Source organism: Streptomyces sp. NPDC014889, from assembly GCF_043081205.1.
GTDB lineage: Bacteria > Actinomycetota > Actinomycetes > Streptomycetales > Streptomycetaceae > Streptomyces.
In genome coordinates this window covers 65,566-91,271 of the sequence record NZ_JBIBWH010000005.1, presented here as the reverse complement: position 1 = coordinate 91,271, position 25,706 = coordinate 65,566, and the positions used below count along the sequence as shown (strand labels likewise).

General features: G+C 69.0%; 15 protein-coding genes and 1 tRNA gene. 10 read left to right on the top strand and 6 right to left on the bottom strand.

Annotation, left to right across the window (positions count from 1 at the left end; all coding sequences use genetic code 11):
- Positions 1–73 precede the first annotated feature (73 nt).
- From ACF09J_RS11525 to ACF09J_RS11515, 3 genes are read left to right on the top strand one after another with little or no spacing between them, the layout of a single operon-like run.
- On the top strand, positions 74–2,065 hold the full coding sequence (locus ACF09J_RS11525) for an N-6 DNA methylase (protein ID WP_392305188.1): 1,992 nt from the start codon (positions 74–76) through the stop codon (positions 2,063–2,065).
- The gene (locus tag ACF09J_RS11520) at positions 2,065–3,333 is read left to right on the top strand and encodes a restriction endonuclease subunit S (protein WP_392305187.1); all 1,269 of its coding nucleotides are present in this window, start codon (positions 2,065–2,067) and stop codon (positions 3,331–3,333) included. Before ACF09J_RS11525 ends, ACF09J_RS11520 begins: the two co-directional genes overlap by 1 nt.
- Positions 3,330–6,512, top strand: a complete 3,183-nt coding sequence (locus tag ACF09J_RS11515) for a type I restriction endonuclease subunit R (RefSeq protein ID WP_392305186.1) — start codon at positions 3,330–3,332, stop codon at positions 6,510–6,512. The genes ACF09J_RS11520 and ACF09J_RS11515 overlap by 4 nt, the downstream gene beginning before the upstream one ends.
- Positions 6,513–6,572: 60 nt before the next feature.
- Here ACF09J_RS11515 and ACF09J_RS11510 read toward each other — a convergent pair whose 3' ends face one another.
- Together ACF09J_RS11510 and ACF09J_RS11505 are read right to left on the bottom strand one after the other, a co-directional pair.
- Positions 6,573–6,764 carry a DUF397 domain-containing protein gene (locus ACF09J_RS11510; protein ID WP_392305185.1) on the bottom strand — a complete coding sequence of 64 codons (192 nt, stop codon included), beginning with the start codon at positions 6,762–6,764 and terminating at the stop codon, positions 6,573–6,575.
- On the bottom strand, positions 6,761–7,588 hold the full coding sequence (locus ACF09J_RS11505; RefSeq protein WP_392305412.1) for a helix-turn-helix domain-containing protein: 828 nt from the start codon (positions 7,586–7,588) through the stop codon (positions 6,761–6,763). The genes ACF09J_RS11510 and ACF09J_RS11505 overlap by 4 nt, the downstream gene beginning before the upstream one ends.
- Before the next feature lie 162 nt (positions 7,589–7,750).
- Between ACF09J_RS11505 and ACF09J_RS11500 the strand changes: the two genes are divergently transcribed.
- The 6 genes from ACF09J_RS11500 to ACF09J_RS11475 all read left to right on the top strand — a co-directional run bounded on the left by ACF09J_RS11500 (position 7,751) and on the right by ACF09J_RS11475 (position 19,513).
- Positions 7,751–8,242 carry an ATP-binding protein gene (locus ACF09J_RS11500; RefSeq protein ID WP_392305184.1) on the top strand — a complete coding sequence of 164 codons (492 nt, stop codon included), beginning with the start codon at positions 7,751–7,753 and terminating at the stop codon, positions 8,240–8,242.
- Positions 8,243–8,344: 102 nt separating this feature from the next.
- On the top strand, positions 8,345–9,937 hold the full coding sequence (locus ACF09J_RS11495; protein WP_392305183.1) for a protein kinase: 1,593 nt from the start codon (positions 8,345–8,347) through the stop codon (positions 9,935–9,937).
- A gap of 77 nt (positions 9,938–10,014) precedes the next feature.
- Positions 10,015–12,156, top strand: coding sequence for a UvrD-helicase domain-containing protein (locus tag ACF09J_RS11490; protein WP_392305182.1), 2,142 nt, complete (start codon positions 10,015–10,017; stop codon positions 12,154–12,156).
- Positions 12,157–12,424: 268 nt separating this feature from the next.
- The gene (locus ACF09J_RS11485) at positions 12,425–13,156 is read left to right on the top strand and encodes an EcsC family protein (protein WP_392305181.1); all 732 of its coding nucleotides are present in this window, start codon (positions 12,425–12,427) and stop codon (positions 13,154–13,156) included.
- 681 nt (positions 13,157–13,837) lie between these two features.
- Positions 13,838–17,368 (top strand): HelD family protein, encoded by a 3,531-nt coding sequence (locus ACF09J_RS11480; protein WP_392305180.1) that lies wholly within the window; start codon positions 13,838–13,840, stop codon positions 17,366–17,368.
- Positions 17,369–17,563: 195 nt separating this feature from the next.
- Positions 17,564–19,513, top strand: coding sequence for a DUF262 domain-containing protein (locus ACF09J_RS11475; RefSeq protein WP_392305179.1), 1,950 nt, complete (start codon positions 17,564–17,566; stop codon positions 19,511–19,513).
- A gap of 599 nt (positions 19,514–20,112) precedes the next feature.
- On the opposite strand, the gene ACF09J_RS11470 is transcribed toward ACF09J_RS11475, so the two are convergent.
- Positions 20,113–20,197: transfer RNA gene (locus tag ACF09J_RS11470), tRNA-Leu, on the bottom strand.
- A 297-nt stretch (positions 20,198–20,494) separates the two neighbouring features.
- On the opposite strand from ACF09J_RS11470, the gene ACF09J_RS11465 reads away from it, so the two are divergent.
- Positions 20,495–21,901 (top strand): OFA family MFS transporter, encoded by a 1,407-nt coding sequence (locus ACF09J_RS11465; RefSeq protein ID WP_392305178.1) that lies wholly within the window; start codon positions 20,495–20,497, stop codon positions 21,899–21,901.
- 62 nt (positions 21,902–21,963) lie between these two features.
- Here the strand turns inward: ACF09J_RS11465 and ACF09J_RS11460 are convergent, their stop codons facing one another.
- The 3 genes from ACF09J_RS11460 to eboE are packed head-to-tail and all read right to left on the bottom strand — an operon-like array spanning position 21,964 to position 25,705.
- Positions 21,964–23,121: a sugar phosphate isomerase/epimerase family protein gene (locus tag ACF09J_RS11460; protein WP_392305177.1), complete on the bottom strand. Its 1,158-nt coding sequence runs from the start codon at positions 23,119–23,121 to the stop codon at positions 21,964–21,966.
- Positions 23,118–24,539, bottom strand: a complete 1,422-nt coding sequence (locus ACF09J_RS11455; protein WP_392305176.1) for an alkaline phosphatase family protein — start codon at positions 24,537–24,539, stop codon at positions 23,118–23,120. Before ACF09J_RS11455 ends, ACF09J_RS11460 begins: the two co-directional genes overlap by 4 nt.
- Positions 24,536–25,705, bottom strand: a complete 1,170-nt coding sequence (gene eboE, locus ACF09J_RS11450) for a metabolite traffic protein EboE (RefSeq protein WP_392305175.1) — start codon at positions 25,703–25,705, stop codon at positions 24,536–24,538. Before eboE ends, ACF09J_RS11455 begins: the two co-directional genes overlap by 4 nt.
- Between the last annotated feature and the right edge of the window lies 1 nt (position 25,706).

Here is a 25,706-nt window from a genome sequence, read left to right as displayed (position 1 = left end):
CGGACGAGGACCCCACCCTCCCGCCGCGCTCCACGTCATCCGTACCGGTCCTGGAAGGGAAGCGGAAGAAGTCTTGAACAGCAGCAAGCACACGGAGTTGGCGAACCACGCGTGGTCCGTCGCCGACCTCCTGCGGGGGGACTACAAGCAGTCCGACTACGGCAAGGTCATCCTGCCGTTCACGGTGCTGCGGCGACTGGAGTGCGTGCTGGAACCCACGCGCCAGAAGGTCACGGAGACCGTGGCGCAGTTCGAGGGCCAGGACATCATCGCGGACAAGTTCCTCCGCAAGGCTTCCGGCCACGCCTTCTACAACACGTCCACGCTCACCCTGAAGAAGATCGCTGCGGACCCGCAGAACGCGGCGAAGAACCTCGCGGTGTACGTGGGGGCGTTCTCCGACAACGCCCGCGGTGTGCTGGACCGCTTCGAGTTCGCCCAGCAGATCAAGCGGCTGGACGGCGCGGGGCTGCTCTACCAGGTCATCGGCAAGTTCACCGACCTGGACCTGCGCCCCGAGGTCGTGCCCAACCACAACATGGGCTACATCTTCGAGGAGCTGATCCGCCGCTTCTCCGAGCAGTCCAACGAGACGGCCGGTGAACACTTCACGCCGCGTGAGGTCATCCAGCTCATGGTGCGGCTGCTCGTCGCCCCCGACGGCGACGCGCTCCAGCTTCCGGGCGCGGTGCGCACGGTCCTCGACCCGGCCTGCGGCACGGGCGGCATGCTCTCCGCGATGGACGACCTGATCTCGGAGCTGAACCCGGACGCCACGGTGGAGGTGTACGGGCAGGAGCTCAACCCGGAGTCGTGGGCGATCTGCCGGTCCGACCTGATGATCAAGGGCCAGGACCCGGAGAACATCCGCTTCGGCAACTCCTTCTCCGACGACGGCCACGCGCGCAAGACCTTCGACTACATGTTGGCCAACCCGCCGTTCGGCGTGGAGTGGAAGAAGATCAAGGACGAGGTCGAGGCCGAGCACAAGCAGCTCGGCGAGGCCGGCCGCTTCGGCGCGGGCCTACCGCGCATCAACGACGGCTCGCTGCTGTTCCTCCAGCACATGATCTCGAAGATGAAGCCGGTGGACGTGGACGGCGGGGGCGGCTCACGCCTCGCGATCGTCTTCAACGGCTCGCCGCTTTTCACGGGCGCGGCTGGCTCGGGTGAGTCGGAGATCCGCCGCTGGATCCTGGAGAACGACTGGCTCGAGGGCATCGTCGCCCTGCCGGACCAGCTCTTCTACAACACCGGCATCTCGACGTACTTCTGGATCCTGACGAACCGCAAGAGCCCGGACCACAAGGGCAAGGTCGTGCTGCTGGACGCGCGGGACCAGTGGCAGAAGATGCGGAAGTCGCTGGGCGACAAGCGCAAGGAGCTGAGCAAGGACCACATCGCCACGGTGGTCAAGCTGTACGGCGACGCCCTGGCCGTGGCGGGTGACGCAGAGCACCCGCTGCACGGCAAGGTGAAGGTCTTCTGGAACGAGGACTTCGGGTACCAGCGGATCACGGTGGAACGCCCACTGAAGCTGCGGTTCGAGATTACGGAGGAGACGCTGGCGGCGGTGGAGGCGTCCAAGGTGATCCAGAAGCTTCCGCAGGCCACGGTCATGTTCGACGCCTTCGACTCGATGCAGGTCAGGAGCTGGGCCACGAAGCAGGAGGCGTGGCTCGCCCTCAAGGACGCGGTGGTCGCGGCTGGCACGACGTGGCCGACGGGAGCGCCGTTCAACAAGGCACTCCGGGACGCGATCGGGGTACGGGACCCAGAGGGCGAAGTGCAACTCGTCAAGGGCAAGCCCGAGCCGGACCCGGAACTCCGGGACTACGAGAACGTTCCGCTGGGCGAGGACGTCGAGGAGTACCTGACGCGGGAGGTCCACCCGCACGTACCGGACGCGTGGATCGACCACAGCAAAACGAAGATCGGGTACGAGATTCCATTCACTCGGCATTTCTACGTGTACGGGCCGCCGCGGCCGTTGGCGGAGATCGACGCGGAGCTGAAGGCGCTGGAGGCAGAAATTCAGGAATTGCTGCGGGAGGTGACGCACTGATGCAGGAAGTCCCTGGGAAGTTCCTGTTCCGAGAGATCGACGAGCGTGCCGGCGCGAGAACCTTGCCGCTGCTCTCCGTCTCCCAGTATCGCGGTGTCGTGCTCCGGTCCGAGCTTACGGACGACTTGCCCCGAGCGGAGGACCTAAGCAATTACAAGGTCTGCACAGAAGGGGACATTGTGGTGAACCGGATGTCCGCCTACCAGGGTGCCATGGGGCAAAGCCCTAAGGAAGGAGTGGTCAGTCCGGACTACATGGTGTTGCGGCCCGGCCCTCTGGTCGAAAGTAGGTATCTTCATCATCTCTTTCGGTCTGCTTGGTTTCGAGGAGAAGTCGTTCAGCGACTTCGTGGGATCGGATCCGTCGACCTCGGAAATGTCCGCACACCGAGGATCAACCCTGATGAGTTCGGCAGCATCCGGCTCCCGGTGCCTCCGCTGGAGGAGCAGCGCCGCATCGCAGACTTCCTCGATTCTGAGATCGCCCGCATCGATCGCATGACTGCGGCGACGAGCGCACAACAGGACCTAGTTGAGGAGCGTGAATCCGTCGCCTTCACCGAGAGCGTCATCAGGGCCGGCGGACCTCGGCTGCAGGCATTGAGTCTCGGGCAGCACGTGGAATGGCCAGCGATGCCGCTCAACCGCGTGCTCCGTCAGTTGACGAACGGGTACGTCGGCCCAACCCGAGACCTCTTCGTGGAGGAAGGAGTCCCCTATCTCCAGTCACTCCACATCAAGCATGGCGAAATCGATTTTGCTCGGCGACCCTATTACGTCAGCCCTGCCTGGGCAGCCGAACGCCCCCGAATCCGCCTGGGTTTCCAAGACATCCTGATCGTTCAAACTGGCGCAATCGGCGAAGTCGGAATTGTGGGTGAGGATTTCGTCGGGGCAAGCTGCCACGCCCTGTTGATTGCCCGGACCGACCGGCACGTGCTTCGCCCTCGGTATCTCTGGCACGCACTCCGCAGTCACTGGGGTCGGCAAGCTCTGCTTCGTGAACAGACAGGTGCGCTGCACCCGCACCTTGAGGCCGGGAATGTTCGGTTCATGCGGTTTCCGATCCCCTCGTTGTCAACCCAAGACCGCATCGTGGCCGACACAGAAGCAATCACGCGTGACGTGCGAACCATCCAGGCAGCACTCGGCCGACGGATGTCCCTCCAGGCCGAACGCCGGCAAGCCCTCATCACCGCCGCCGTAACTGGCCAGTTCGACGTATCCACCGCCAGCGGCCGCAACGTAACCGAAGGAGTCGCCGTATGAGCCCCGTGCACGACGAGTCGTCCTTCGGTTCCGCCATCGTCGCCGCCCTCTGTAAGCGAGGCTGGCGGGAGGCGAACCCCGAGGACTACCAGGCCGACCTCGGTCTGGACACCAACGAGCTGTTCACCTTCATCGGTGCGACCCAGCCCGACGAGTGGGACGAACTCCTCACCGTCTACGGCGGTAACCCCAACGAGGCGCAGCGCGGTTTCGCGCAGCGCCTCGACCGGGCCATCGCCGACGACGGGCTGCTTCACGTCCTCCGCAACGGCGTGAAGGACCGCGGGGTCCGTCTCCGCGTCGCCTACTTCAAGCCCAACCTCATCTCCGCGGACTCGGTCCTCGACGGCTACCGGGCCAACCGCCTCACCGCCGTCCGGGAACTCCCCTACGCCACCAAGCAGGCCGACTGGGGTCACCGCCTCGACCTGACTCTGTTCCTCAACGGCATCCCCATCGCCACGGCCGAGCTGAAGAACCCGCTCACCGGTCAGGGCGTCGAGCAGGCCAAGGAGCAGTACCGGACCGACCGGGACCCGACCGAGCTGATCTTTACGCGTCGCGTGATCGCCAACTTCGCGGTCGACCCGGACCTGGTCTTCGTCACCACCCAGCTCCGCGGCAAGAGCACCCGGTTCCTGCCGTTCAACACCGGTTCGAACGGTCCCGGCCAACCCGGCGGGGCCGGCAACCCTGCGCCCACCGCCCACGGCAAGTACGCCACGTCCTACCTCTGGGAAGAGGTCTGGCAGCGGGACAACTGGCTCGACCTCCTCCAGCGTTTCGTGCACCAGCAGAAGCAGAAGACGCCCGGCGGCGGCACCACCAAGTCGACGATCTTCCCCCGCTTCCACCAGTGGGACGTGGTCCGCAAGCTCACCGCGCACGCGTCCGTCCACGGCGCCGGCCAGAACTACCTGGTCATGGCCTCTGCCGGCTCGGGTAAGTCGAACACCATCGGCTGGCTGGCCCACCGCCTCAGCGACCTGCACGCCCGCCGCGATCCGCACGTTCTGCGACCCGATGCTCTCGCCGACGGCCGTATCAAGCCCGGCGAGCCCGTCTTCGACAAGGTCGTCGTCATCACCGACCGCCGCGCCCTGGACGCTCAGCTCTCGGCGACCGTCGGCAGCTTCTCGCAGACCGCCGGCCTCGTCGTGAAGGTCGACGAGAAGCACGGGGCGAAGAGCGAGCAGCTGGCCCGCGCGCTCTCCCGGGACACGGGGAAGATCGTCACGGTCACCCTGCACTCGTTCCCGGCGCTGCTGGACTACATCAAGCGCAACCCGACCGAGATCAAGGGCACCCGCTTCGCGATCATCGTCGACGAGGCGCACTCCTCCCAGTCCGGCGACGCCGCCACCGCCGTGAAGTCGGCCCTCCGCGACCTCGGACTGGACGCCGCCTCCGACGACGAGGGCGCGACCACGGTCACCGTGGAGGACAAACTGAAGGCGAAGGCGGTCGAGCGCTCGCACGCCGCCAACCTCTCCTACTTCGCCTTCACGGCCACCCCCAAGGCGAAGACGCTCGAACTCTTCGGCACGGAAGGCGTGGAGAACGGCAAGAGCGTCTACCGCCCCTTCCACACCTACTCCATGCATCAGGCCATCGAGGAGGGCTTCATCCTCGACCCCCTGCGTAACTACGTCACCTACAACACCTACTGGAAGCTCGCGAACCTCAACCACGACGAGAAGGAGGTCGACCCCTCCAAGGCGAACAGCCTGCTCGCCCGGTTCGCGCTCATGCACGAGCACACGGTGTCGCAGCACGCCCAGGTGATCGTCGAGCACTTCGTCGCCCACACCCGCGGCCGGCTCGGTGGCCGGGCCAAGGCCATGGTGGTCACGGCGTCCCGCCACTCCGCCGTGCAGATGGCCCGTGCCATCCGCAGCTACATCGCCGACCGCGACTACGACAGCAAGTATCCGGACCTCGGCGTCCTGGTCGCCTTCTCCGGCTCCCTCACCATCGACGGCGAGGAGACCACCGAGAGCAAGGAAAACGGCGGTCTGCCGGAGAGCGCGCTGCCCAAGGCGTTCGGCTACACCCGCGCCGACGACAAGGCCGCGAAGGCCGGTGGCAAGGGGCAGCAGGAGTACCGGATCCTCGTCGTTGCCGAGAAGTACCAGACCGGCTTCGACCAGCCGCTCCTCACCACGATGTACGTCAACAAGACGCTGACCGGCATCGCCGCCGTGCAGACGCTCTCGCGCCTCAACCGCACCGCCGACCGCAAGTCGCAGGCCGACCTGGCCGTCCTGGACTTCGTCAACGAGGCCGAGGACATCCAGGACGCGTTCCGCCCGTACTTCGATGAGGCGCACACCCTGCCCTCCGACCCGAACCTCCTCTACACGGCCCAGAGTCGGGTCATGTCTGCGCCGATCATCTCGGAGCAGGACATGGACGCGTTCGTCGCCGCGTACTTCGAGGCGCAGGAGAAGGCCGGCGGCTCCCAGGCCAAGTGGGAGAAACTGCACGCCGAGTTGTACCGGCTCCTCTCCCCTGCCGTCACCCGCTTCAGCGCCCTCCTGGAGAGCGAGGAGGAGGACGACGTCGAGGCCGCCGAGGAGTTCCGGGCCAACCTCAACGACTACGTCCGCAAGTACGGCTTCCTCGCACAGATCGTCCCCTACCAGGACGCCGACCTGGAGCGGCTGTACCTGTACGGGCGTTACCTGCTCAACCGGCTGCCCCGCCTCGCGGACGGCGGCGTCGACATAGGCGAAGTCGACCTCAGCCACCTGCGCGTCGAGAAGACCGGAGAGCACGACAAGTCCCTGCTGCCCGAAGGCCCCGCCGAGCTCAAAGGGTTCGGCGACGGGGTCGGCGGCGGCAAGGATGTCGAGAAGTCGCTGCTGTCCGAGCTGATCGAGAAGTTCAACGCGAAGTTCGGCACGGAGTTCACCGAGGACGACGTCCTCCCGGCCTTCAACGCGACGAAGAAGGACCCGAAGGTCCGGGCCGCCGCCCTCGTCAACGACGAGGAGAACTTCGGCGTCGTCTTCGACAAGAAGTTCGAGGAGAACATGATGGACCATGTCTCCACGATCGACACGCTCGGCAAGCGGTACTTCGGGGCGGACCGGGACTTCAAGTCCAACCTCGACCGCAGTGCGCGCCGCGCGGCCTGGCGGATGATCCGCCGGGAGGAAGGGCTGGACGACTTCTGACAGCGGCTTGGGGCACCGGCACCCACTCGGTGCCGGTGCCCCAGGACGCGCCTGCATGTCTCATCCGCGCGCGGCCTGCTCCACGAAGGCGGACCAGGCATCGGCATCAACGCTGAGCATCGGCCCTGTTGCCCGCTTCGAGTCCCTGACCAGAACAACGTCCGACGCGAGGCAGACCTCGACGCATTCGCCTCCCTCCCCGCTGCTGTGGCTGCTCTTGAACCAGTGGGGCTCCCTTGCCTGGCGGTTCATCTCTCTCCCAGAAGTCCCTCGACGAAAGCCATCGACTCACGCGGAGTCAGGGCTTGCGCCCTGAGGATGCCGTACTGTTCCTCAACATCCCGCACCTCTTCCCGCTCGCTATAGAGGCGGCTGTTCCGCTGGACTTCAACGTAAGCCATGCGCTGTCCGTCGCTGGTCTCGATCAGGGTGAACGGGCCTCCGAGGCCGCAGTGTTCAACACCGGTAGTGGACATGATCTGGATTTCCACGTTCCGTCGTTGCCCGTGGAGAAGGATCTGTTCGAGTTGCCCTCTGTGCGTGGACACTCCGCCGAGTGGACGGCGCAGAACCGCCTCCTCGATCACGAAGCTGAGTGTCGGAAGTGGACTTCTGGCGAAGATCTCCTGTCGGGCGAGGCGAGCGGATACCCGTTGCTCGACGGTCGTCTCGTCAAGGAGGGGCCTGCGCATGGCGAAGACCGCACGTGCGTACTCCTCGGTCTGCAACAGACCAGGCACTGCGAGTGCTCCGTACACATGGAGTGAGACGGCCTCCTCCTCCAACCGAGCCATGTCCCGGAAGAAGGCCGGATACCGCGCCCGGGCTACCTCCCCCTTCAACGCCACCAACAACCCGCCCGCGTCCAGCACTTCGTCCGCCTGGTCGATGAACCGCGGCTGCGGAACCCGCCGTCCCTGCTCGTACGAGGCGATGGTGTCCGCCGAGTACCCGACCCGTCTGCCGAGTTCGGCCCGTTCCATGCCCGCCCGTGTCCGCAGTAGCTTCAACTGCCGCCCGAACGCGCCGATCAGGCCCCTGGGAGGCTCGTCCTCAGTACGCCGTTGCCCCGGCACCTCGGCGTCGACGCCGCTCTCACTGTCGTCCAACACCGCACACCCCACTTCCCGCTCACGCGGCCGTACCGTCCCGTACACGGTGTTCGCCCGCGTGTACTCCCCACCGCGTCGGCGCGTCACCCCTGGTCACGCTATGCCACACCCAGCCACGCTGCGTGCATGAACCGAACGGAACAACCCGCACCGGCGATCCCCGTCCACTCCTGCTTCACCCTCCGCTTCAGCTCGACTCCCCGAGGCGCGCGCCTGGCCCGTCGGCTCTGCGGGGAGCAGCTCGACTCCTGGGGCGTGCCGTACGGCAGCGAGGGGCACGACGTGCTGAGCCTGCTCGTCTCCGAGCTCGCCACCAACGCCGTCACCCACGGCCATGTGGCCGGCCGCGACTTCCGTGTCCACCTCCTCGCCCTCTCCGCGCCCGCCGCCCAATCCCTCACCGTCCGCCTGGAGGTCACCGACACGCGGGGCGACAAACTCCCCGCGCACGCTTCCACCTCTGCCCCCGGCCCCGCCCGTACCGGCGGACGCGGTCTGTTCCTGGTCGAGGGCCTCGCCGATCGCTGGGGCTGTGAACCCCGCCCGGACGGCCCCGGTAAGACGGTCTGGGCCGAGTACACGGTGGCGCGGTACGGACCGTCCGCCGCGCCCTCGTAGGACACGGCTGGACGCAGTGATCCCTTTCCGGGGAAACTGGCCGCGACCGACGGGGCTCGGCGGAACGAACGAGCGCGAGTGCAGGACGCGGGGCGGGGACAGGTGCCGGACAGACCGATCGCGGGCCGCTACGAGTTGCTGGAGCGGCTCGGCAACGGCGGCATGGGCGATGTGTGGCGGGGCTACGACGCGGTCCTTGACCGGCCCGTCGCCGTGAAGCGGATCCGGCCGGAGGCCGTCGCCGCCACGCCCCAGCTGGCCGAGGAACTGGAGCGACGCTTCCGCCGCGAGGCACGGATCACCGCCCGCATCCAGCACCCGGGCGTGCCGCAGGTCTACGACGCCGTCCTCGACAGCACGTACGAGCACCTGTTCCTCGTCATGGAGCTGGTGGAGGGCGTCCCCCTCACCCGGTACGTGCACGAGGAGCGGCCCCTCCCGGTCAGCTGGGCGGCGGCGGTCGCCGCGCAGGTCGCCACCGTGCTGTCGTACGCGCACGACGTACCCGTGGTGCACCGCGACCTCAAGCCGTCCAACATCCTGGTCGCGCGGGACGGCACGGTGAAGGTCCTCGACTTCGGCGTCGCGGCGATCCTGCAGACCGACGTCACCAGGCTGACGGCCTCCGGCCGGCCCCTCGGCACGCACCAGTACATGTCGCCCGAGCAGGTACGCGGCACCCGGGTCACCCCGCGCACCGACCTCTACGCCCTCGGCTGCGTACTCCACGAGCTCCTCTGCGGCAAGCCGCTGTTCAGCGCGCGCAGCGACTTCGAGCTGATGGACCAGCACGTCCGCGCCGCGCCCACCCCGCTGCGGCGGCTGCGCGCCGACCTGCCGGAGGCGCTGGAGGCGCTGGTCCTGCACCTGCTCCGCAAGACACCGGAGAGCCGGCCGGTGGACGTGCAGGAGGTGTACGAACGGCTGATGCCCTTCCTGCCCGCGCCTAGGGAGTCCTCCGCCCTCGGGGAGGCCGGGCCGCCCGGGGCGCCGGACCCGACCGGGCTCTACCGCCGCCCCTACGCACCCCGTGCCCGGGCTGAGAGCGGTCCCCGTGTCGCCCCGGACACGGCGGCGCCCGGCCAGGTCGCCGAGTACGTGGTCTCGCCGCCCGAGCGGGAGCTGCTGCGGGCCCAGCTGCGGGAGGTCGACGAGCACTACATCGCCCTCATGGAGGAGGAGCGCTACACGCAGGCCGCCGAGGTCGCGGGCGAGATGATCGAGTCGCTGGCGCGGGCCCTGGGCGCCGAGAACAAGGCCGTCCTCCGGCTGCGGCAGCGCCGGGCGGTCAGCCGGCAGCTCGCGGGCGACCACCGGGCAGCCCTGCCCGAGTTCGAGGCGCTGGCCGAGGCGTTCGCCCGTATCAACGGGCCGACCAGCGAGGCCGCCCGCGACTGCCGCGCCCAGGCCGCCCGCTGCCGCGGCGAACTCGGCCAGGTGACCGAGGCGCTGGCGGAGCTGCAGGAGGTCCTCGAGGTGGAACGGGCCGTCGAGAGCGACGTCAGCGACGCGGCTGTGGAGCTGCGCCGTGACATCGGCATGCTACTGCTCAGCCAGGGCAACCCGGAGGAGGGCCGGGCATGTTTGGAGGCCCTGTACGAGGACGTCGTGCTCGTACACGGCCCGCGTCACGAAGTGGCCGTCGAGGTCGCGGAGATCCTGGCCATGCTCCGCCGGGAACTCGGCGGCGAGTGACCGGCAGATCCCGGCCCGCAACCGGTGAACTGACGCCCTCGGCCCACAGCCACGCCGCCCCGGCCTAAAATCCCGTCATGCCGCACCTCGCCCTCGACAGAGCCTTCTGCCAGCAGCTTGAGAAGCTCGAGAAGCACGTCAGGAACGGCGTGTTCGACGCCTGGGAGAAGTTCGAGCGACTCACCCTCGGCCAGCTCTTCAAGGACCCCGGCCTGAAGCTGGAATCCCTCAAGGGCGCCAGGGACCGGCAGATCCGGACCATCCGGATCACCCAGGGATACCGCGGTGTGGTCCTCGCGCCCGAGACGGGGGACACCTTCGTGCTGCTCCGGGTAGGCCCGCACGACGAGGCCACCGAGTGGGCGGTGAAGCAGAAGGCGACCATCAACGCCGTCACCGGCGCTGTGGAGCTCCGCGAGATCGCCACTCTGGAGGAGCTGACCCCCACCTACCGGCGCATCGCCCCCGTCGAGGAGCAGCGGCTCTTCGCGAAGGTCTCCGACGGGGAGATGGCCGCGCTCGGCATCGACGCCACCACCCTCGCGCAGGCACGCGTGCTGACCAGCCTGGAACAGCTCGACGTCTTCGGGCGGTTCTTCCCGCCGGACCAGTACAAGGTGCTGGAGCACCTGGCCCTCGGCGCGAGTGTCGAGCAGACGTGGCAGGAGGTCGTCGTGCCAGCGCTGGCCGACGCGGCTTCGCAGGAGCCCGTCGACACCACCGACTACGCGACCGCCATCGCGCACACCCGCACCCGGATCGCCGTCGTCTCGGACGCCGACGAACTGCGCGACATCCTCGACAAGCCGTTCGCCGCCTGGCGGATCTTCCTCCACCCCGCCCAGCACAAGGTCGCCTACCGTCCGTCGTACTCCGGCCCCGCCCAGGTGACCGGCGGGCCCGGTACCGGGAAGTCCGTCGTCGCCCTCCACCGGGTGCGGCACCTGCTGCGGCACCTGCGTGACGGCGACCGCATCCTCCTCACCACCTTCACCAACGCCCTCGTGGACTCCCTCAACGAAGGGCTCTGCCTGCTCGTCGACGATCCGGACCTGCGCGACCGGGTCGACGTCATGACCGTCGACGCCTTCGCCGGACGCGTGGTCAGCACCTCGCGTCGGCCGCTCACCGGGTACGAGGAGACTGCCCGGTGGGAGCGGGCCGCGGAAGCCACCGGCTTCACCGGCACCCCGCAGTTCCTCGCCCAGGAGTACAAGCACGTCGTCCTCGCCCAGGACATCCGCAGCCGGAAGGAGTACGAGAGCTGCGAGCGCCGGGGCCGCGGCAGCACGCTACCGTCCTCCGCCCGGCCGCTGGTGTGGCGGACCGTGGAGGAGTTCACCCGGCGGCTGGCCGAGGACGGGCTGCGCACCTACCTCGGCACCTGCGTGGAAGCCACCGATCTGCTGGCTGAGCAGGGGCCGTGCTACCGCCACGTCGTCGTCGACGAGGCCCAGGACCTCCACCCGGCCCAGTGGCGGATGCTCCGCGCGGCCGCCCCGCGGCGGCCCGACGACCTGTTCATCGCGGGCGATCCGCACCAGCGGATCTACGACAACCGGGTGTCGCTGAAGTCCCTCGGCATCAACGTCGCCGGCCGTTCGACCAAGCTGCGCAAGAACTACCGCTCCACCCAGGAGATCCTCAGCTGGGCGACGGGACTCCTGCTCGGCCGCCCCTACGCCGAACTGGCCGACAGCGGACGGCACGACACCCTGATCGGGTACAGCTCGGCCCTGCACGGTTCCGGGCCGCGCGTCCACGCGGCTCAGACGGAGGAGGCCGAACTCGACGCCCTGGTCGAGCAGGTGCGTGAGTGGGTGGACGGCGGCGCCGCGTACGGGGAGATCGGGATCTGCGCACGGTTCAACAAGACCTGCGAGAAGGCCAAGGACCGCCTCATAGCGGCCGGCGTCCCCGCCAGCCGGGTCCGCGCGGGAGCCGCCCGCACCGACGACGCGGTCAACGTGGGCACCATGCACACCTTCAAGGGGCTCGAGTACCGCTACACCGCCGTCGTCGGCGTCAACGACCGCGCCCTGCCGAACCCTTCGGCCATCACCCCGGAGGAGGTCGACCGACTACAGCACGAGGCCGACCTCGCCGCAGAACGCTGCCTGCTGTTCGTCGCCTGTACCCGGGCCCGGGACGGCATGTACGTCTCGTGGACCGGACAGCCGAGCCCGTTCCTGGTGGAGGCCGGCTGCGGGGCAGGGTAGCCGACACAGTCCGCTCACCTTCCCTGAACCGAGCCAAGACGCAGGCAGTTTGACGATGCTTTCACTTATGTGGGAAGGTGTAGTCGCTTCAGCTCGTGAAGGCGGCGCGGCGAAAAACGTCGTGGCGTGAGGGGTGGACGGGCGGTAGCGAGGGGGATGCGGCTTCAGCCGCCCGCAGTCTTGCCGGGGATGCCTGCGACCGGAACCCTCTCCTGCCCGCAACAGTGCGGGACGCCCATCGGTGGGGCGCTCGCGGAGGGGGTGTGTGATGGCCGAGGAGAAGGCTCCTGATGAGGGAGCGGTCGAGAAGGCCGGGCGGTGGATCGCCGATCTCGCGGAGAAGGTCATGGTGAACGGCGTGGGGCCGATCACGGGGTCGGTGACCTGGGCCGAGGACCGTCTTTCGCGTCGGCAGGGCACCGACTACAAGGCACCTGATGACGATGAGCGCCGTTCTCCCGAGGACATGAAGGACGACATCGATGCGGTCATCGCCCGGCTCATCAAGGAGTCCGTGGCCGCGGCCGGGACTCAGGGGTTCGTCACCGGGCTCGGAGGCCTGCTCACCGCGGGCGTGACGATCCCTGCGAACGTGGCCGCATCCTTCGTTGTCAACATGCGGATGGCTGGTGCCATCGCGCACCTTCGGGGGTGGGACGTCCGTGATCCGCACGCACGGACCGTCGCGATGATGCTCGCGATCGGGATGAGCGCGCAGAGCGTCCTGGCCGCCTTCGGGGTGAAGGTCGGCCAGAAGCTCGGCGAGCAGGTGATCAAGAAAATCCCGATCGCGATGCTCCGGGCGATCAACAAGAAGGCCGGGTTCTTCCTCGTCTCGAAGTACGGAACCAAGCGCGCCGCGATCACGCTCGCCAAGGGAATCCCGATCCTGGGAGGCATTGTCGGAGGGGTTGTGGACGCGGGAGCGACCGCTGTCATCGGACGGGCCGCGGACAAGGCCTTGCGCGGCGACACCCTGCGGACCGAGGAACTGGAGTAACGAAGAAGCGAACCAGGTGGACGAGCGCTCGTCCGTTCCTCGCTGCCCATGGGGGAGCAGCGAGAGGACTTCCGGCACTTCCTGCGCTCGTCGCCGCCTGGCCTTGTCAGATCTCCCCGCCGCCGACACCACGCGTGGCCGCGCCGACGGTCGGTCCGCCTTCACCGACTGGGTCCGCTTCGTCGTCGCCTCCGGTCTCCCGTGGCGGCGGAGGTTGCCCGCGGGCTTCCCGCACTGGAACCGAGTCTCCAAGCCTTTCGCCCCTGGCGCGAGTCCCAGGTTGTGTCCTTGAACAATCGCCGCGTCAACTCCCGGTAGGGAAGCCCACTTCGGCCGGAATTGCCCTCAAAGCTTCGAGCGGACCCGATGTGAACGGGACCGGAGCGCCGGTCTCGCCCCGCGGCGGCCTCACCCAAACCGAGGACGACCTCCGGGCCGGAATGCTCGCCTTCACCCTCGGCGACTGACGACAGGGTTCCAGCGGCAGAAGGCCCTTCTCCTCGGGTACTGACCGACCCCCGGCCCGGACAACCCTCGGGGTGGGCGAGCCGCTGTGCGAGCTGAGGGGTCTGACGGGCTGATGCCTTGTCAGCGAGGCGATTCTGATAGATGTTTCCACTGGGTACGGGCGTTTCGTTTCGCCCGTAGCGGTGCCGGGGAGCACCGCGGGGAGGGACGCACATGAGCACCACCACACGCGAGGAAGTCATCGCCCTCGAGCAGAAGGCGGTGGACCACGCGTACGACTGCTACGAGGCGCGGCTGGCCGAGATGAGCGGGAGCTCCGCCGCCATGGCCTCGGCGAGCGGCAAGGACAGCATCGCCGTCCGCAAGGCGGCGGAGGCGCGGGCCGAGGCGTACGGGGGACTCGGCAACGAGGCGCTGGTCTTCGCGCGGGTCGACGCTCCGGAGGAGCCAGGGCAGGAGCCCCGCCCCTGGTACATCGGCCGCCGCAGTGTGCTGGACGAGGAGCGGGAGCCGGTGGTGCTGCTGTGGACCAGCCCGCTGGCGGACAGGTGGACCAAGGCGCCGCCCGAGAAGCCGGGGGATGTGGTCCTGCGCCGGCGGCTGCAGTGCGCGCGGCGTGTCGTCGAGGGCTACGTCGACGAGATCGCCGTCGCACGGCCGGCCCCCGACCGTCCCTCCGCCGCTCCGGCTCCCGCCCTCACTCCTCCGCGGATTCCGAAGCCACGGCCACCGGCCGACGACCGGGCCGAGGTGGAAAGGCCGCAGGAGTCGGACGTGGCCGATCCATCGGCGCCCGCCCCCGAATCTGTCCCGAAATCGGTCCCGGAAGAGGTCGCCGATCCCCGTGGCTCGCGGCCTGAACGGCGCCCGCCGGCCCCCACGCCGGGTGACGTGGCGCGTGTCCGGCGGGGCAAGCCGCTACAGCCGGACGAGTTGCTGCTGCGCGAGCTGCAGCGTTCGCGCAGCGGCCGGATGCGGGACATCGTCGAGACGATCCGCCGCGACCAGATGGACCTGGTGACGGGTTCCCCGACCGACATTCTCGTCGTGCAGGGCGGCCCGGGCACCGGCAAGTCCGCGGTCGGTCTGCACCGGGTCACCTGGCTGGTCAACAACGAGCACTTCAAGGCTCAGGACATCCTCGTCATCGGCCCTCACCAGCGGTTCCTGGACTATGTCGGCCAGGTGCTGCCCACCCTCGGCACAAGGGACGTCAACGCCGTCCAGCTGTCCCGTCTCTGGGACGCCGACACGCCTGGCACCGATACCGCGCAGGCGCGCCGGGTGAAGTCGGACGAGCGAATGGCGGCCGTGCTGCGGAACCGAGTCGAGAGCGAGTTCCGCCCCGAAGCCGTCGACGACCTCACCACTCCCCCCGCCTTCGAGGGGGACGAGCCCGCCGTCATGGTCACGGCCGCCGGTACGACCTTGCGCGTCCCACACTCCCAGGTCGTCGACCTCCTCACCACCGCCCAGAACGGCGGCGGCCCGTACCGGCAGCGCCGGGACCGCTTCCGCACCCTGTTCGTCGACCTCCTCCTGCGCGAGCTCACGGACATCGCTCCGCGCCGCGGCCAATCACCCACCATCCGCAGGGAGTTCGAGCGCAACCGCCGGGTGGAACGGCTCGTCGAACGGATCTGGGCGTCCCCGAGCGCCAGGGAGGCGCTGCGCAGCCTGTACGACTCTCCCGACCTGCTCCGGTCCTGCGCCGACGGCATCCTCGACGAGAACGAACAGGCCGTCCTGCACCGGCCCCGCGCCGCCACCGCCGATGCCGAGCCCTGGACCCTCGACGACCACGTCTGCCTCGAGGAGCTTGAATTCCTCATCAGCGGCGAAGTCCCGCCTCGCTACGGGCACATCGTCGTCGACGAGGCCCAAGACCTCACGCCCATGCAGGCACGCGCCCTGCGCCGCCGCTGCGCGGCCGGGGGCTCGATGACCGTTCTCGGCGACCTCGCCCAAGCCACCGGCCCGCACACCCACACGAGCTGGGAACTCCTCGGCACGCTCCTGTCCGACCACGGCGACTGGCGCGTCTCCGAGCTCACCACCAGTTACCGCGTACCCGCGGAGATCATGGAGTTCGTCGCTCCGCTCGCCCGCGCGGTCGCCCCCGATCTGCCCTACCCACAGGCGGTGCGCGAGGCGGGCGAGGACGCGGTACGGACCGTGGCGACCGAGCCGTGGAAGCTCCTCGAGGACACCGTCACCCACGTGACGCGCCTTGTCGGTTCCAGCGACGACGGGAACAACCTGCGCTCCATCGCCGTCATCGTCCCCGACGACTCCACCTGGCTGGACGAGATCACCCGCCTCCTCGATCAGAGCGACGACCTCACCGGCCCTCGCCGCGAGGCGGTTTCGGTGCTGGCCGCCGCGCAGGCCAAGGGCATGGAGTACGACCACGTCCTGGTCCTGGAGCCGGCCACCATCGCCGCCCGCGGTCCGGCCGGCCTGCGCCAGCTCTACATCGCCCTCACCCGCAGCACGCAAACCCTCACCGTGCTGCACACCGCACCGCTCCCGGAGGCCCTCACGAACACCGTCCCCTCCCCTGCCCCCGCCGGCATCCCCAGCTCCTCTCCCGCCGAGGCCCGGCCGGGCGATGAGGCCGCCGTCCCGGAGATCGGCACGGACGTCCGGGTGAAGGTCGTCGGTCCCGGCCCGGGCGGCCGCTACAAGGTGACCGCGCTGGCCCCGGCCCTCGACCGTCCGTTGATGCTCACGGTCCGGCACGGCTCCACCCCGCCCCGCACCGGCGACGAGCTGGACTGCTGGGTGTTCGCCAACGAGACCAACCAGACCGTGCTCACCACCGACCAGCGTGGCCGTATGCCGATCTCGTCCACCATGGCGCCCCGCTACATCGCGGCCCTGGGCGTACTCGACGAGCTGGTGTCGGTCACAGACGGCGAGCCGCAGGACGCCCGCGCCCGCCTGTCCGAACTGAAGGGCATGGCCAACCGCGTCCTCCGCCGCGACCAGGCGGACTGGGTGGACGTAGGACGTGTCCTCGGATCGCCCGACAGGCACCGGTTGAGTCTCCTGCGCGATCTCGCCGCCGGAACTCACCGAGCGCTCAAGGACGGCGCTCTGGACATCGCCGCCCTCCGGGACCGACTCACCGGCTCCGGCTGGGCCGACGGCCTCCTCGAGGCACGCGGTACCCTCCGCGCCCGCATGGACGACGCCACACCCACCGCCCCGGACAAGGCACCCAGCACCGCTATCGCTCCCGAGCGGCAGCCCGAGCAGAAGGAAACCGAACCCGTGCCCACCTCCGGAACAGCGGCCGCCGCGCCCGCCACCTCTTCCGAAACCGGCGAGCAGTCCGCCCTCCTCCAGACGTTGGAGGCCTGGGCCGCGGCCGACCGCACCTGCAAGAAGCACGAGGCGGTCCGCCACGCCCTGAAGTCGGACCTGTTGTGGGCGGACCTCGAGCCGGTGGACTCCCCCGTTGTCGACGTCAGTTGCGTCACGGACGAGGGCCTGCGCCTGTACGAGGTCCTCGGCGCCGGCCGTTCGGCCTACCAGGACCTGCGTGAAGGAGCGACCCGCCTCCTCGAGATCAATCACACGCTGCCGACCTCGGCCACCGGCCTCTACCTCGTCCTGTGCGAACCCCCGACCGAGAACTGGGCCGCCGACGCCGTCCGCGACATCTTCGCCGTGTACCTCCTGTGGCGCACGCCGGACGGCTGGGGCGGCGAGGTCGTCGGCACGGCGCTCGGAGGGTGATCCGCTCCGTCCTCCCTTCCGACAGCGCCGGCATGCCGGGGAGCATCGGCGCCTGAAGTGGCGCGGGTGAGTCAGGCCGTAGCGTACGAACAGCCGTCACCCGTCGCCGGCCCCAACCTCCGGGCACTTCGGCCCGTTACTCAGGAGAGACAAGCCCCGTACGGAGTACCGGCGGGCCGACCGAAAAGGCACGGCATGCAGATTTCGCAGATCCTGCACAAGATCGATTCCGGGGACATCGCCCTTCCGGAGTTCCAGCGCGGTTACGTCTGGACCCGTGACCAGGTTCGCGCGTTCTTCCAGTCGCTGTACCGCGGCTATCCGATCGGGGGGTTCCTCACCTGGAGCACCAAGGCCGACAGCGCGAGCACCCGCGGCGGCGGCCCGGAGAAGGACGGCACCGTACAACTGCTGCTCGACGGTCAGCAGCGGGTGACCACCCTCTACGGCGTCACCCAGGGACGCTCACCGCGCTTCTTCGAGGGCAACCAGGCGGCACTGGCCGGGCTGCACTTCCATCTGGAGACCGAGACCTTCGAGTTCTACGCCCCGGCCAAGATGAAGGACAACCCTCTGTGGGTCGACGTCACCGGCCTTTTCCAGGGCGGGCTTGGCACGCTGCTCCCCTCCATCACCGCGCTGGCCGGAAGCGACGGGTCCCTGGTGGCGGCCTACATCGAGCGCCTGAACCGGATCACCCAGATCAAGGACCGCAACATCCACATCGAGGAGGTCACCGGAAAGGACATGACCATCGATGTCGTCGTGGAGATCTTCAACCGCGTCAACTCCGGCGGTACCAAGCTCTCCAAGGGCGACCTCGCGCTGGCAGCGATCTGCGCGTCATGGCCCGACGCCCGCCCGACCATGAACACCGCTCTGAAGAACTGGTCGGACGCCGGTTTCACCTTCAAGCTGGACTGGCTGCTCCGCAACGTCAACGCGGTTCTGACCGGGGAGGCGCAATTCTCTAAGCTGGGTGACGTAGAGGTGCCGGAGTTCCAGACGGGGCTGAAACAGACCATCGAGTCCATCAGCTACCTACTCAACGCCCTCGGCGGCCGCCTGGGCCTCGACCACGGGCGGGTACTGAACGGCCGGGCCGCCTTTCCCGTCATGAGCCGGCTGCTGCACCACCATTCCGGCAAGTTCCCCGACGCCATGACCCGCGACCGGCTCTTCTACTGGTTCATCCACAGCTTCCTCTGGGGCCGGCACACCGGCGCCACGGAAACCGCCCTCAATCAGGACCTCGAGGCGGTTGACGCCGGCGGGGTCGACCGGCTGATCGAGACTCTGCGGCAGGCCCGCAGCGGCCGGCTGGAGGTCCGGCCCGACGACTTCCAGGGTTCCAGCATGGGATCCCGTTTCTACCCGCTGCTCTACATGCTGTCCCGGGTCCACGGGGCACAGGACCTGGGAAGCGGGGTCCCGCTGAAGGACGGCATGCTCGGAAAGCTCAGCTCCCTCCAGGTGCACCACATCTTCCCCAAGACCCTGCTCTACAAGCACGGCTACAGCAGGGCCGAAGTCAACGCGGTCGCCAACTTCTGCTTCCTCACCCAGGACACGAACCTGCAGATCAGCGCCAAGCGGCCGGATGACTACCTGCCGGAGATCGCTCAGAAGGTTCCGGGTGCCCTGGAATCTCAGTGGATCCCCACCGACCCGGAGCTGTGGCGCATCGACGCCTACCGCTCGTTCCTCGCCGCCCGACGCGAACTCCTCGCCGAGGCTTCGAACAGGTTCCTCACCAAACTGCTCGAGGGACCGTCTCCCGTCGGCCTGGCCGCACCCGCCCACGCCGCGGTCCTCAGGTCGGCCGCCGCTCCGGTACCCGCCGCTGCCACGGACGAGGACATGCCCGGCCTGGCCCAGCTGCTGGAGGACCTGCGGCGGCGGGGCTTCGCCGAGCCTGAACTGGACAGCGAGGTGACCAACCTGGTCCCCGGCAGCCTGGTCCTCGTGGCCACCGCGTTCTGGCCCCAGGGCCTGCAGGAGGAGGTGGGCGACCCCGTGGTCCTCGTCCCGGAAACCACCCCGGACGAGCAGGCCGCCCTGGAGGCGAGTGACTACCGCGTCTTCCACAGCGTGGACGCCTTGCGGCGCTACGTCGGCAACATTCACGCAGACCAGGCGGCGTGACAAGGCGGGGCCCGCGACCGCAGGTCGTTGGGTCAGGGCGTGGCCACGTGTCCGGGCAGGCCGCCGCACACCGGCCAACCGGACGCCCCTGCGCCCCTTCCCGTCCAGTGGATGCGGCGTCAGTAATGCAGTTTGTCGCGGTTGTGCGCGCGGTCCTGGGCGTGGAGCAAGACCTTTACCGATCCGCGGCTCTGCGCAGCGGTCATGGACCGGCTCACTTCAACGTCCTCCTCATCGGGGCCGGAACCGAGTCCTAGCGCCTGGCTCGCGCCAAGGTGAACAGGAATGAAGGAGCGGTCGAACGCCATCTGGCATGATCGCGCGGTGAGTAGTGCGACGCTGCTGGCCTCGGAGGGCGTGGAGCCACATGTCCGCCCTCACTGCCGGGGCCGGCCCCGCCATCGTCACTCAGTGGATCAACGAAGCCCAGAACGGCAAACGAACCGCCCTGGCAAAGCGAAGAACCTCCACGAGGTCGCACAGCGCCTCCAGAGCGCCGATCCGAGTGGGAAGGCCTCACTCTACGAAGCTCTCGGCATCGCAATCAGCTACGGAAACAAGGGCCCCGACCGTAAGGTCGGGGCCCTTGTCCCTGCGAGTGTCCGAGGGGGGACTTGAACCCCCACGCCCGATAAAGGGCACTAGCACCTCAAGCTAGCGCGTCTGCCATTCCGCCACCCGGACCAGGTGTCTGCCGCCTGACCGGGGGTGTTCCCCGCGGCGACATGGACAACAATACCAAGCTTTCGGGGTGCCTTTCACCTGCGTATCCGCCCCCAGGAGGGGGCCTGGGGGCGTGACGCGCCCGCCCAAAGTGCTGCGCGACCCCTGGACACCTCTGGCGAGATGCGGCAACTTCATACAGTATTCGTCGACTGTATGCAATAAGACGGTCCGGCGCCGTTCCGCAACACTCCGGGCACCCCAGAGCCCGGCGCATCGTCACCGATCCCCACCGACACGGCGAGGAGATGGCCAGACATGACCGCGGATCCCCTGTCCACCAGAAGCACCCCGGGACGTACCCGCACGGCGTACGGCTCGTATCGCGAAGTGACCGACTCCCGGGGGCGTGTGTACCGCCTCGGTGAGACGGACCTGGACATACTCGGCCATTCACGCAAGATCATGGTGTACCTGCCGTGGGTCTGCATGATGGCCATCAGCGTCTCCGAGTACGCGTACGGCTCGGCGGAGGACACTCTGTCGAAGGCGCACGGCTGGACCCAGAGCAACACCTTCTGGATCCTCAGTGTCTGGGTGTTCTTCCAGGCCGGCATCGCCTTCCCCGCCGGGTGGCTGCGCGAGCGGGGCATCCTCACGGCACGCCGGGCCATGTACCTGGGCTCGGGCATGTGCCTCGTCGGTTTCCTGGCCCTCTCCCACCTGCACGACGTGCTGCTCGCCCTGCTCGGCTTCGGCGTCGTGGGCGGCGTCGGCTCCGGGCTGGTCTACGCCACCTGCATCAACATGGTCGGCAAGTGGTTCCCGGAACGGCGCGGCGCGAAGACCGGATTCGTCAACGGCGGCTTCGCGTACGGCTCGCTGCCGTTCATCTTCGTCTTCAACTACGCCTTCGACACCGGGAACTACCACGAGGTGCTCGACCTGATCGGCGTCTACGTACTGGTCGTGGTCGCGGTCTGCGCGTTCTTCTTCAAGGACCCGCCGAAGAACTGGTGGCCCGCCGGCATCGACCCGCTGTCGCACTCCGCGAAGAACAAGAACACCGCGAGCCTGGCCAAGAACCCGCCGGCGGTACGGCAGTACACCCCCATGGAGGCCATCAGAACCGGCATGCTGCCCCTGATGTGGGTGACGATCGTGATGACCGCCGGCGTGTCGATCTTCGGTATCTCCTTCCAGGTCGCCTTCGCCAAGGAGGTCGGCTTCGGTCCGTTGGTCGCCGCGTCCTCGATGGGCGTCATGGCCGTCATCAACGGCGTCGGCCGGGCCGTGGTGGGCTGGCTGTCCGACCTGTGGGGCCGCAAGACGGCGCTCGTGTTCGTCATCGTGGTCCTCGGGCTGGCCCAGTTCGGTGTCATCTGGGCCGGTCACATGAAGAACGAGTGGCTGTTCCTGTTCTTCGCCTTCCTCTCCGGCTTCGGCGGCGGCGCCTTCTACCCGATGTTCGCCGCGCTGACCCCCGACTACTTCGGCGAGAACTACAACGCCACCAATTACGGGCTGGTCTACAGCGGCAAGCTGGTCAGCGGTCTGTTCGGCGGCGGGCTCGGCGCCATGGTGGTCGCCGCGTGGGGCTACTACGGCGCCTACGCGCTGGCCGGTGGCGTGTCGATGGTGGCCGCGGCCCTGGCGCTGCTGCTGCGGCAGCCGGGGCGCGGCGGCCGCGACGCCACGCCGGCCGCGGAACCGGCGGCGGGCTGACACCGCGCGCGACGGGCGAAGGGGCCCTCCCCACGGCCGCGGGGAGGGCCCCTTCCCGTGCGTTACTTGCGGCGCAGCGCGGCCATGTTCCGGTAGCCGATCCGCGCGTGTTCCAGCGACTGGGCCGGGTCGGTGGAGCTCGGGGCGTTGTCCTGCTCGACCATCGGGTGGTGGTAGTTCGGGTGGCCGACCCGGGTGAAGAAGGTGGTGTAGTCGATGACGCCGGTGCCGAACGGCACCATGTCGTAACCCTGTCCGTTGGTGTTGTTGACGACACCGTCCTTGGCGTGGAACAGCGGGTAGCGCTTGTTGTGGCGGGTGACCAGCCCGGCCGGGTCGAAGATGTTCTGCCGGGTGGCCCCGTCGTGGTCGGTGTAGGTGCGGAACTTGTACTGGGCCACGTGCGCCCAGAAGATGTCCATCTCCAGCCAGACCAGCTTGGGGTCGGTGATGGACAGGAAGTACTCCAGCTTGCGGATGCCGGAACTGCGGGTCGGGCGGCCCTGCGCGTCGAGCGGGCCGCCGTCGAGCAGGAAGCCGTAGGCGGCGTCGTGGTTGTGGGTGTAGAGCTTGAGCCCGGCGCGGCGGGCGATCTCGCCGAGGGCGTGCCACTTCTCGGCGGCGACGTCCCAGTCGGCCTTGTAGTTGCTGCCGGTGGGGTCGTTGCCGGTCCCCACGTGCTGCATGCCGAGGATGTTGGCGATCTCCAGGTGCTTCTTGAAGGTGTCCAGGTCACCGGTGGTCAGCGGCCAGGAGCCCGGGATGAAGCCGTGGTTGCCCTGTGCCCGCAGCCCGTACTCGTCCAGCCAGCCGCGCAGCAGCCGGGCGCCCTCGACGGACTCCAGGTTGGCGCCGCCGGGGGCGTTGGCGTGCTGCCCGTAGCCCGCGAACTCGACCTGCCGGTAGCCGAATCGGGCGAGCTGCTCGAACACGGCGCGGAAGCCGGAGGGCAGGCTGGTGGAGTACGGGTCGCGGCCCGTGGCGTCGCGCACGGTGTAGAGGATGATGCCGCGCTTGTCCTCGGGGACGAGCAGGTGGCCCTTGGCCTTGCCGTTCGACTCGGCGGGGGCCGCCTGCACGGGGGCCGCGCCGAGGACGGGTGCGGCGATGGCGCCGGCCGCGACGGCGGTGCAGGTGCTGAGGAAGCTGCGGCGGCCGATGCCCAGGCTGCGGCGGAGCTGTTCGTCGGTGCCGTGGTCGGTCGCTTGGATGTCGTTCACGGGTGCCTCTCTTCGGACTTGGGGTCTGCTTGGCCGAGACCGGCGAGGTGGAGCAGGAGTGACTTCACGTCGGTGGCCGCGATGCGGTCGCCGACGGCGCGGGGGGTGGAGCACAGGAGGAGCGGACCGTCGTCGTCGCTCGCGGGCAGGCGGCCGTGGCTGCCGCGGATGGGTGAGGCGTCGAGGGGTACGACCGCCATGCGGTAGCGCAGGCCGAGTTTCTTGCGGGCCACGGCGGTCGCGGCCTTGACCTTCACATAGGGGTCGTGCGGATCCATGAAGAGCTCGACCGGGTCGTAGCCGGGTTTGCGGTGGATCTCGACGAGCTGCGCGAAGTCGGGCGCGCGCTCGTCGTCGAGCCAGTAGTAGTACGTGAACCAGGCGTCCGGCTCGGCCACGGCGACGAGTTCGCCGGAGCGCGGGTGGTCGAGGTGGTGGGCCTTCTTGCCCTCGTCGTCGAGGAGTCGCTCGATGCCGGGCAGTCCGTCGAGGGCGGCCCGGGTCGCGTCCAGGTCCTCGGGGCGGCGCACGTAGACGTGGGCGATCTGGTGGTCGGCGACGGCGAAGGCGCGGGAGGCCATCGGGTCGAGGTACTCCATGCCGTCCTGGGTGTGCACTTCGAGCAGCCCGGCCCGGCGCAGGGCGCGGTTGATGTCGACGGGCCGGTCGGCGCGGGTGATGCCGTACTCGGACAGCACGACGACGGTACGGCCCTCGGCGCGGGCGTCGTCCAGGAGCGGGGCCACGGCGGCGTCGAGGTCGGCTGCCGCTTGGAGGGAGCGCGGGTCGTCGGGCCCGTAGCGTTGCAGGTCGTAGTCGAGGTGGGGCAGGTAGCAGAGCGTCAGGTCGGGGTGGCGGGTGCGCAGGATGTGGCGGGTGGCGTCGATGATCCACTGGCTGGAGACGAGGTCGGCGCCGGGGCCCCAGAAGTGGAACAGGGGGAACGTGCCGAGTTTTGCGGTGAGTTCGTCGTGCAGGGCCGGCGGGCGGGTGTAGCAGTCGGGTTCCTTGCGGCCGTCGGCGTAGTAGACGGGTCGCGGGGTGACGGTGATGTCGGTGTCGGCGCCCATGGCGTACCACCAGCAGATGTTGGCGACCGTGTAGCCGGGGTGGGCGCGGCGGGCGGCGTCCCACAGTTTGTCGCCGGCGACGAGGCCGTTGTGCTGACGCCACAGCAGGACGTCGCCGAGTTCGCGGAAGTACCAGCCGTTGCCGACGATTCCGTGCTCGGCGGGCATGGTGCCGGTGAGGAAGGTGGACTGCGCGGCGCAGGTGACGGCGGGCAGGACGGTGCCGAGCGCGGCGCGGGAGCCCGCCTGGCCGAGGGCCTTGAGGTGGGGCATGTGGTCGAGGATGCGCGGGGTGAGACCGACGACGTCCAGGACGAGCAGGGGTGTCGGTCCCTGGGGCCGGGTCATGGCAGTTCCTTCAGGCCGAGGTCGGTCAGCAGGTCGCGGGCGAGGGCGAGTTCGGCGGCGATGCCGTCGGCGAGCCGGCCGCGGTCGCGGGGGCGCAGCTCGGTCGGGAGCGCCTGCCAGGTGTAGGTCTCGACCTCCAGGTGGCGGGTGAGCGGCCGCGGGCCGCCGACGAGCCGGGTCAGCGTGGTCTTCAGGACCGGGAGGGTGGAGGTGAGGGGTTCGGCGGGGGCCGCGTGCAGGGGTACGTGGAAGTGGGCGCGCCAGGGGGCTGAGTCCGGCAGGACGTCGCCGCCGAGTGCGGTGCCGAGGTCGTCGGTGCCGCGCAGGCCGGCGGCGGTGACCGTGCGCGTCTGGTGCAGGAAGCGGGGCTCGTCGAAGGCGGCGAGGGCCTCACGGACCTCGGGCAGATGCGGCTGTCCTGCGTGCAGGGCGGCGGAGAGCTGGGACTTGACGATGGGCACGCCGGCCGTGGTGAGGGCGTCCAGGGCGGTGTGCGGGTCCTCGAAGGAGGTGGCGAGGTGGCACGTGTCGACGCAGATGCCGACGCGTTCGTGGCCGATCGCGTTGAGCGGGGCGATGGCGTCGTGGGTGGTCTCGACGACGCAGCCGGGTTCGGGTTCCAGGCCCACCCGGATGGAGCGGCCGGTCAGCTCCTGGAGGGCGTCGAGGCGTTCGGCGAGGGTCAGCAGTGCGGCGCGGGACTGCCCGGCGCGGGTGTCGTCGTACGCGGTGCGCCAGGCCAGGGGCAGGGTGGAGATGCTGCCCTCGCCGACGTCGTCCGGGAGGAGGCCGGCGAGGATGCGGGCGAGCGCGGTGGTGTGCTCCAGGCGTGCGGGGTCGGCCCAATCAGGTTGGTAGACGCGGTACTTGACCTCTTCGGCGCCGAAGCCCTGGTACGGGAAGCCGTTGAGGGTGACCACCTCGAGGCCGTGCCGGTCGAGTTCGGCGCGCAGGGCGCGCAGCGCGGACGGGTCGGTGTCGAGGGTGCGGGCGGCGTCCCGGGCGAGCCAGAGGCCGATGCCGAGGCGGTCGCGGCCCAGGCGGCGGCGTACGGGCTCGCAGTGGTCGCGCAGTTGGGCCACGACGCCGTCGAGGGTCTCGGCGGGGTGGACGTTGGTGCAGTAGGCGAGGTGGACGGTGGAGCCGTCGGGGTGCCGGAAGCGCATG

Excerpts from the sequence above, each read along its gene's own strand:
- ACF09J_RS11520 (WP_392305187.1), top strand. The coding sequence starts at position 2,065 with ATGCAGGAAGTCCCTGGGAAGTTCCTGTTCCGAGAGATCGACGAGCGT.
- ACF09J_RS11515 (WP_392305186.1), top strand. The coding sequence starts at position 3,330 with ATGAGCCCCGTGCACGACGAGTCGTCCTTCGGTTCCGCCATCGTCGCC.
- ACF09J_RS11510 (WP_392305185.1), bottom strand. The coding sequence starts at position 6,764 with ATGAACCGCCAGGCAAGGGAGCCCCACTGGTTCAAGAGCAGCCACAGC.
- ACF09J_RS11500 (WP_392305184.1), top strand. The coding sequence starts at position 7,751 with ATGAACCGAACGGAACAACCCGCACCGGCGATCCCCGTCCACTCCTGC.
- ACF09J_RS11490 (WP_392305182.1), top strand. The coding sequence starts at position 10,015 with ATGCCGCACCTCGCCCTCGACAGAGCCTTCTGCCAGCAGCTTGAGAAG.
- ACF09J_RS11485 (WP_392305181.1), top strand. The coding sequence starts at position 12,425 with ATGGCCGAGGAGAAGGCTCCTGATGAGGGAGCGGTCGAGAAGGCCGGG.
- ACF09J_RS11480 (WP_392305180.1), top strand. The coding sequence starts at position 13,838 with ATGAGCACCACCACACGCGAGGAAGTCATCGCCCTCGAGCAGAAGGCG.
- ACF09J_RS11475 (WP_392305179.1), top strand. The coding sequence starts at position 17,564 with ATGCAGATTTCGCAGATCCTGCACAAGATCGATTCCGGGGACATCGCC.
- ACF09J_RS11465 (WP_392305178.1), top strand. The coding sequence starts at position 20,495 with ATGACCGCGGATCCCCTGTCCACCAGAAGCACCCCGGGACGTACCCGC.
- ACF09J_RS11455 (WP_392305176.1), bottom strand. The coding sequence starts at position 24,539 with ATGACCCGGCCCCAGGGACCGACACCCCTGCTCGTCCTGGACGTCGTC.
- eboE (WP_392305175.1), bottom strand. The coding sequence starts at position 25,705 with ATGCGCTTCCGGCACCCCGACGGCTCCACCGTCCACCTCGCCTACTGC.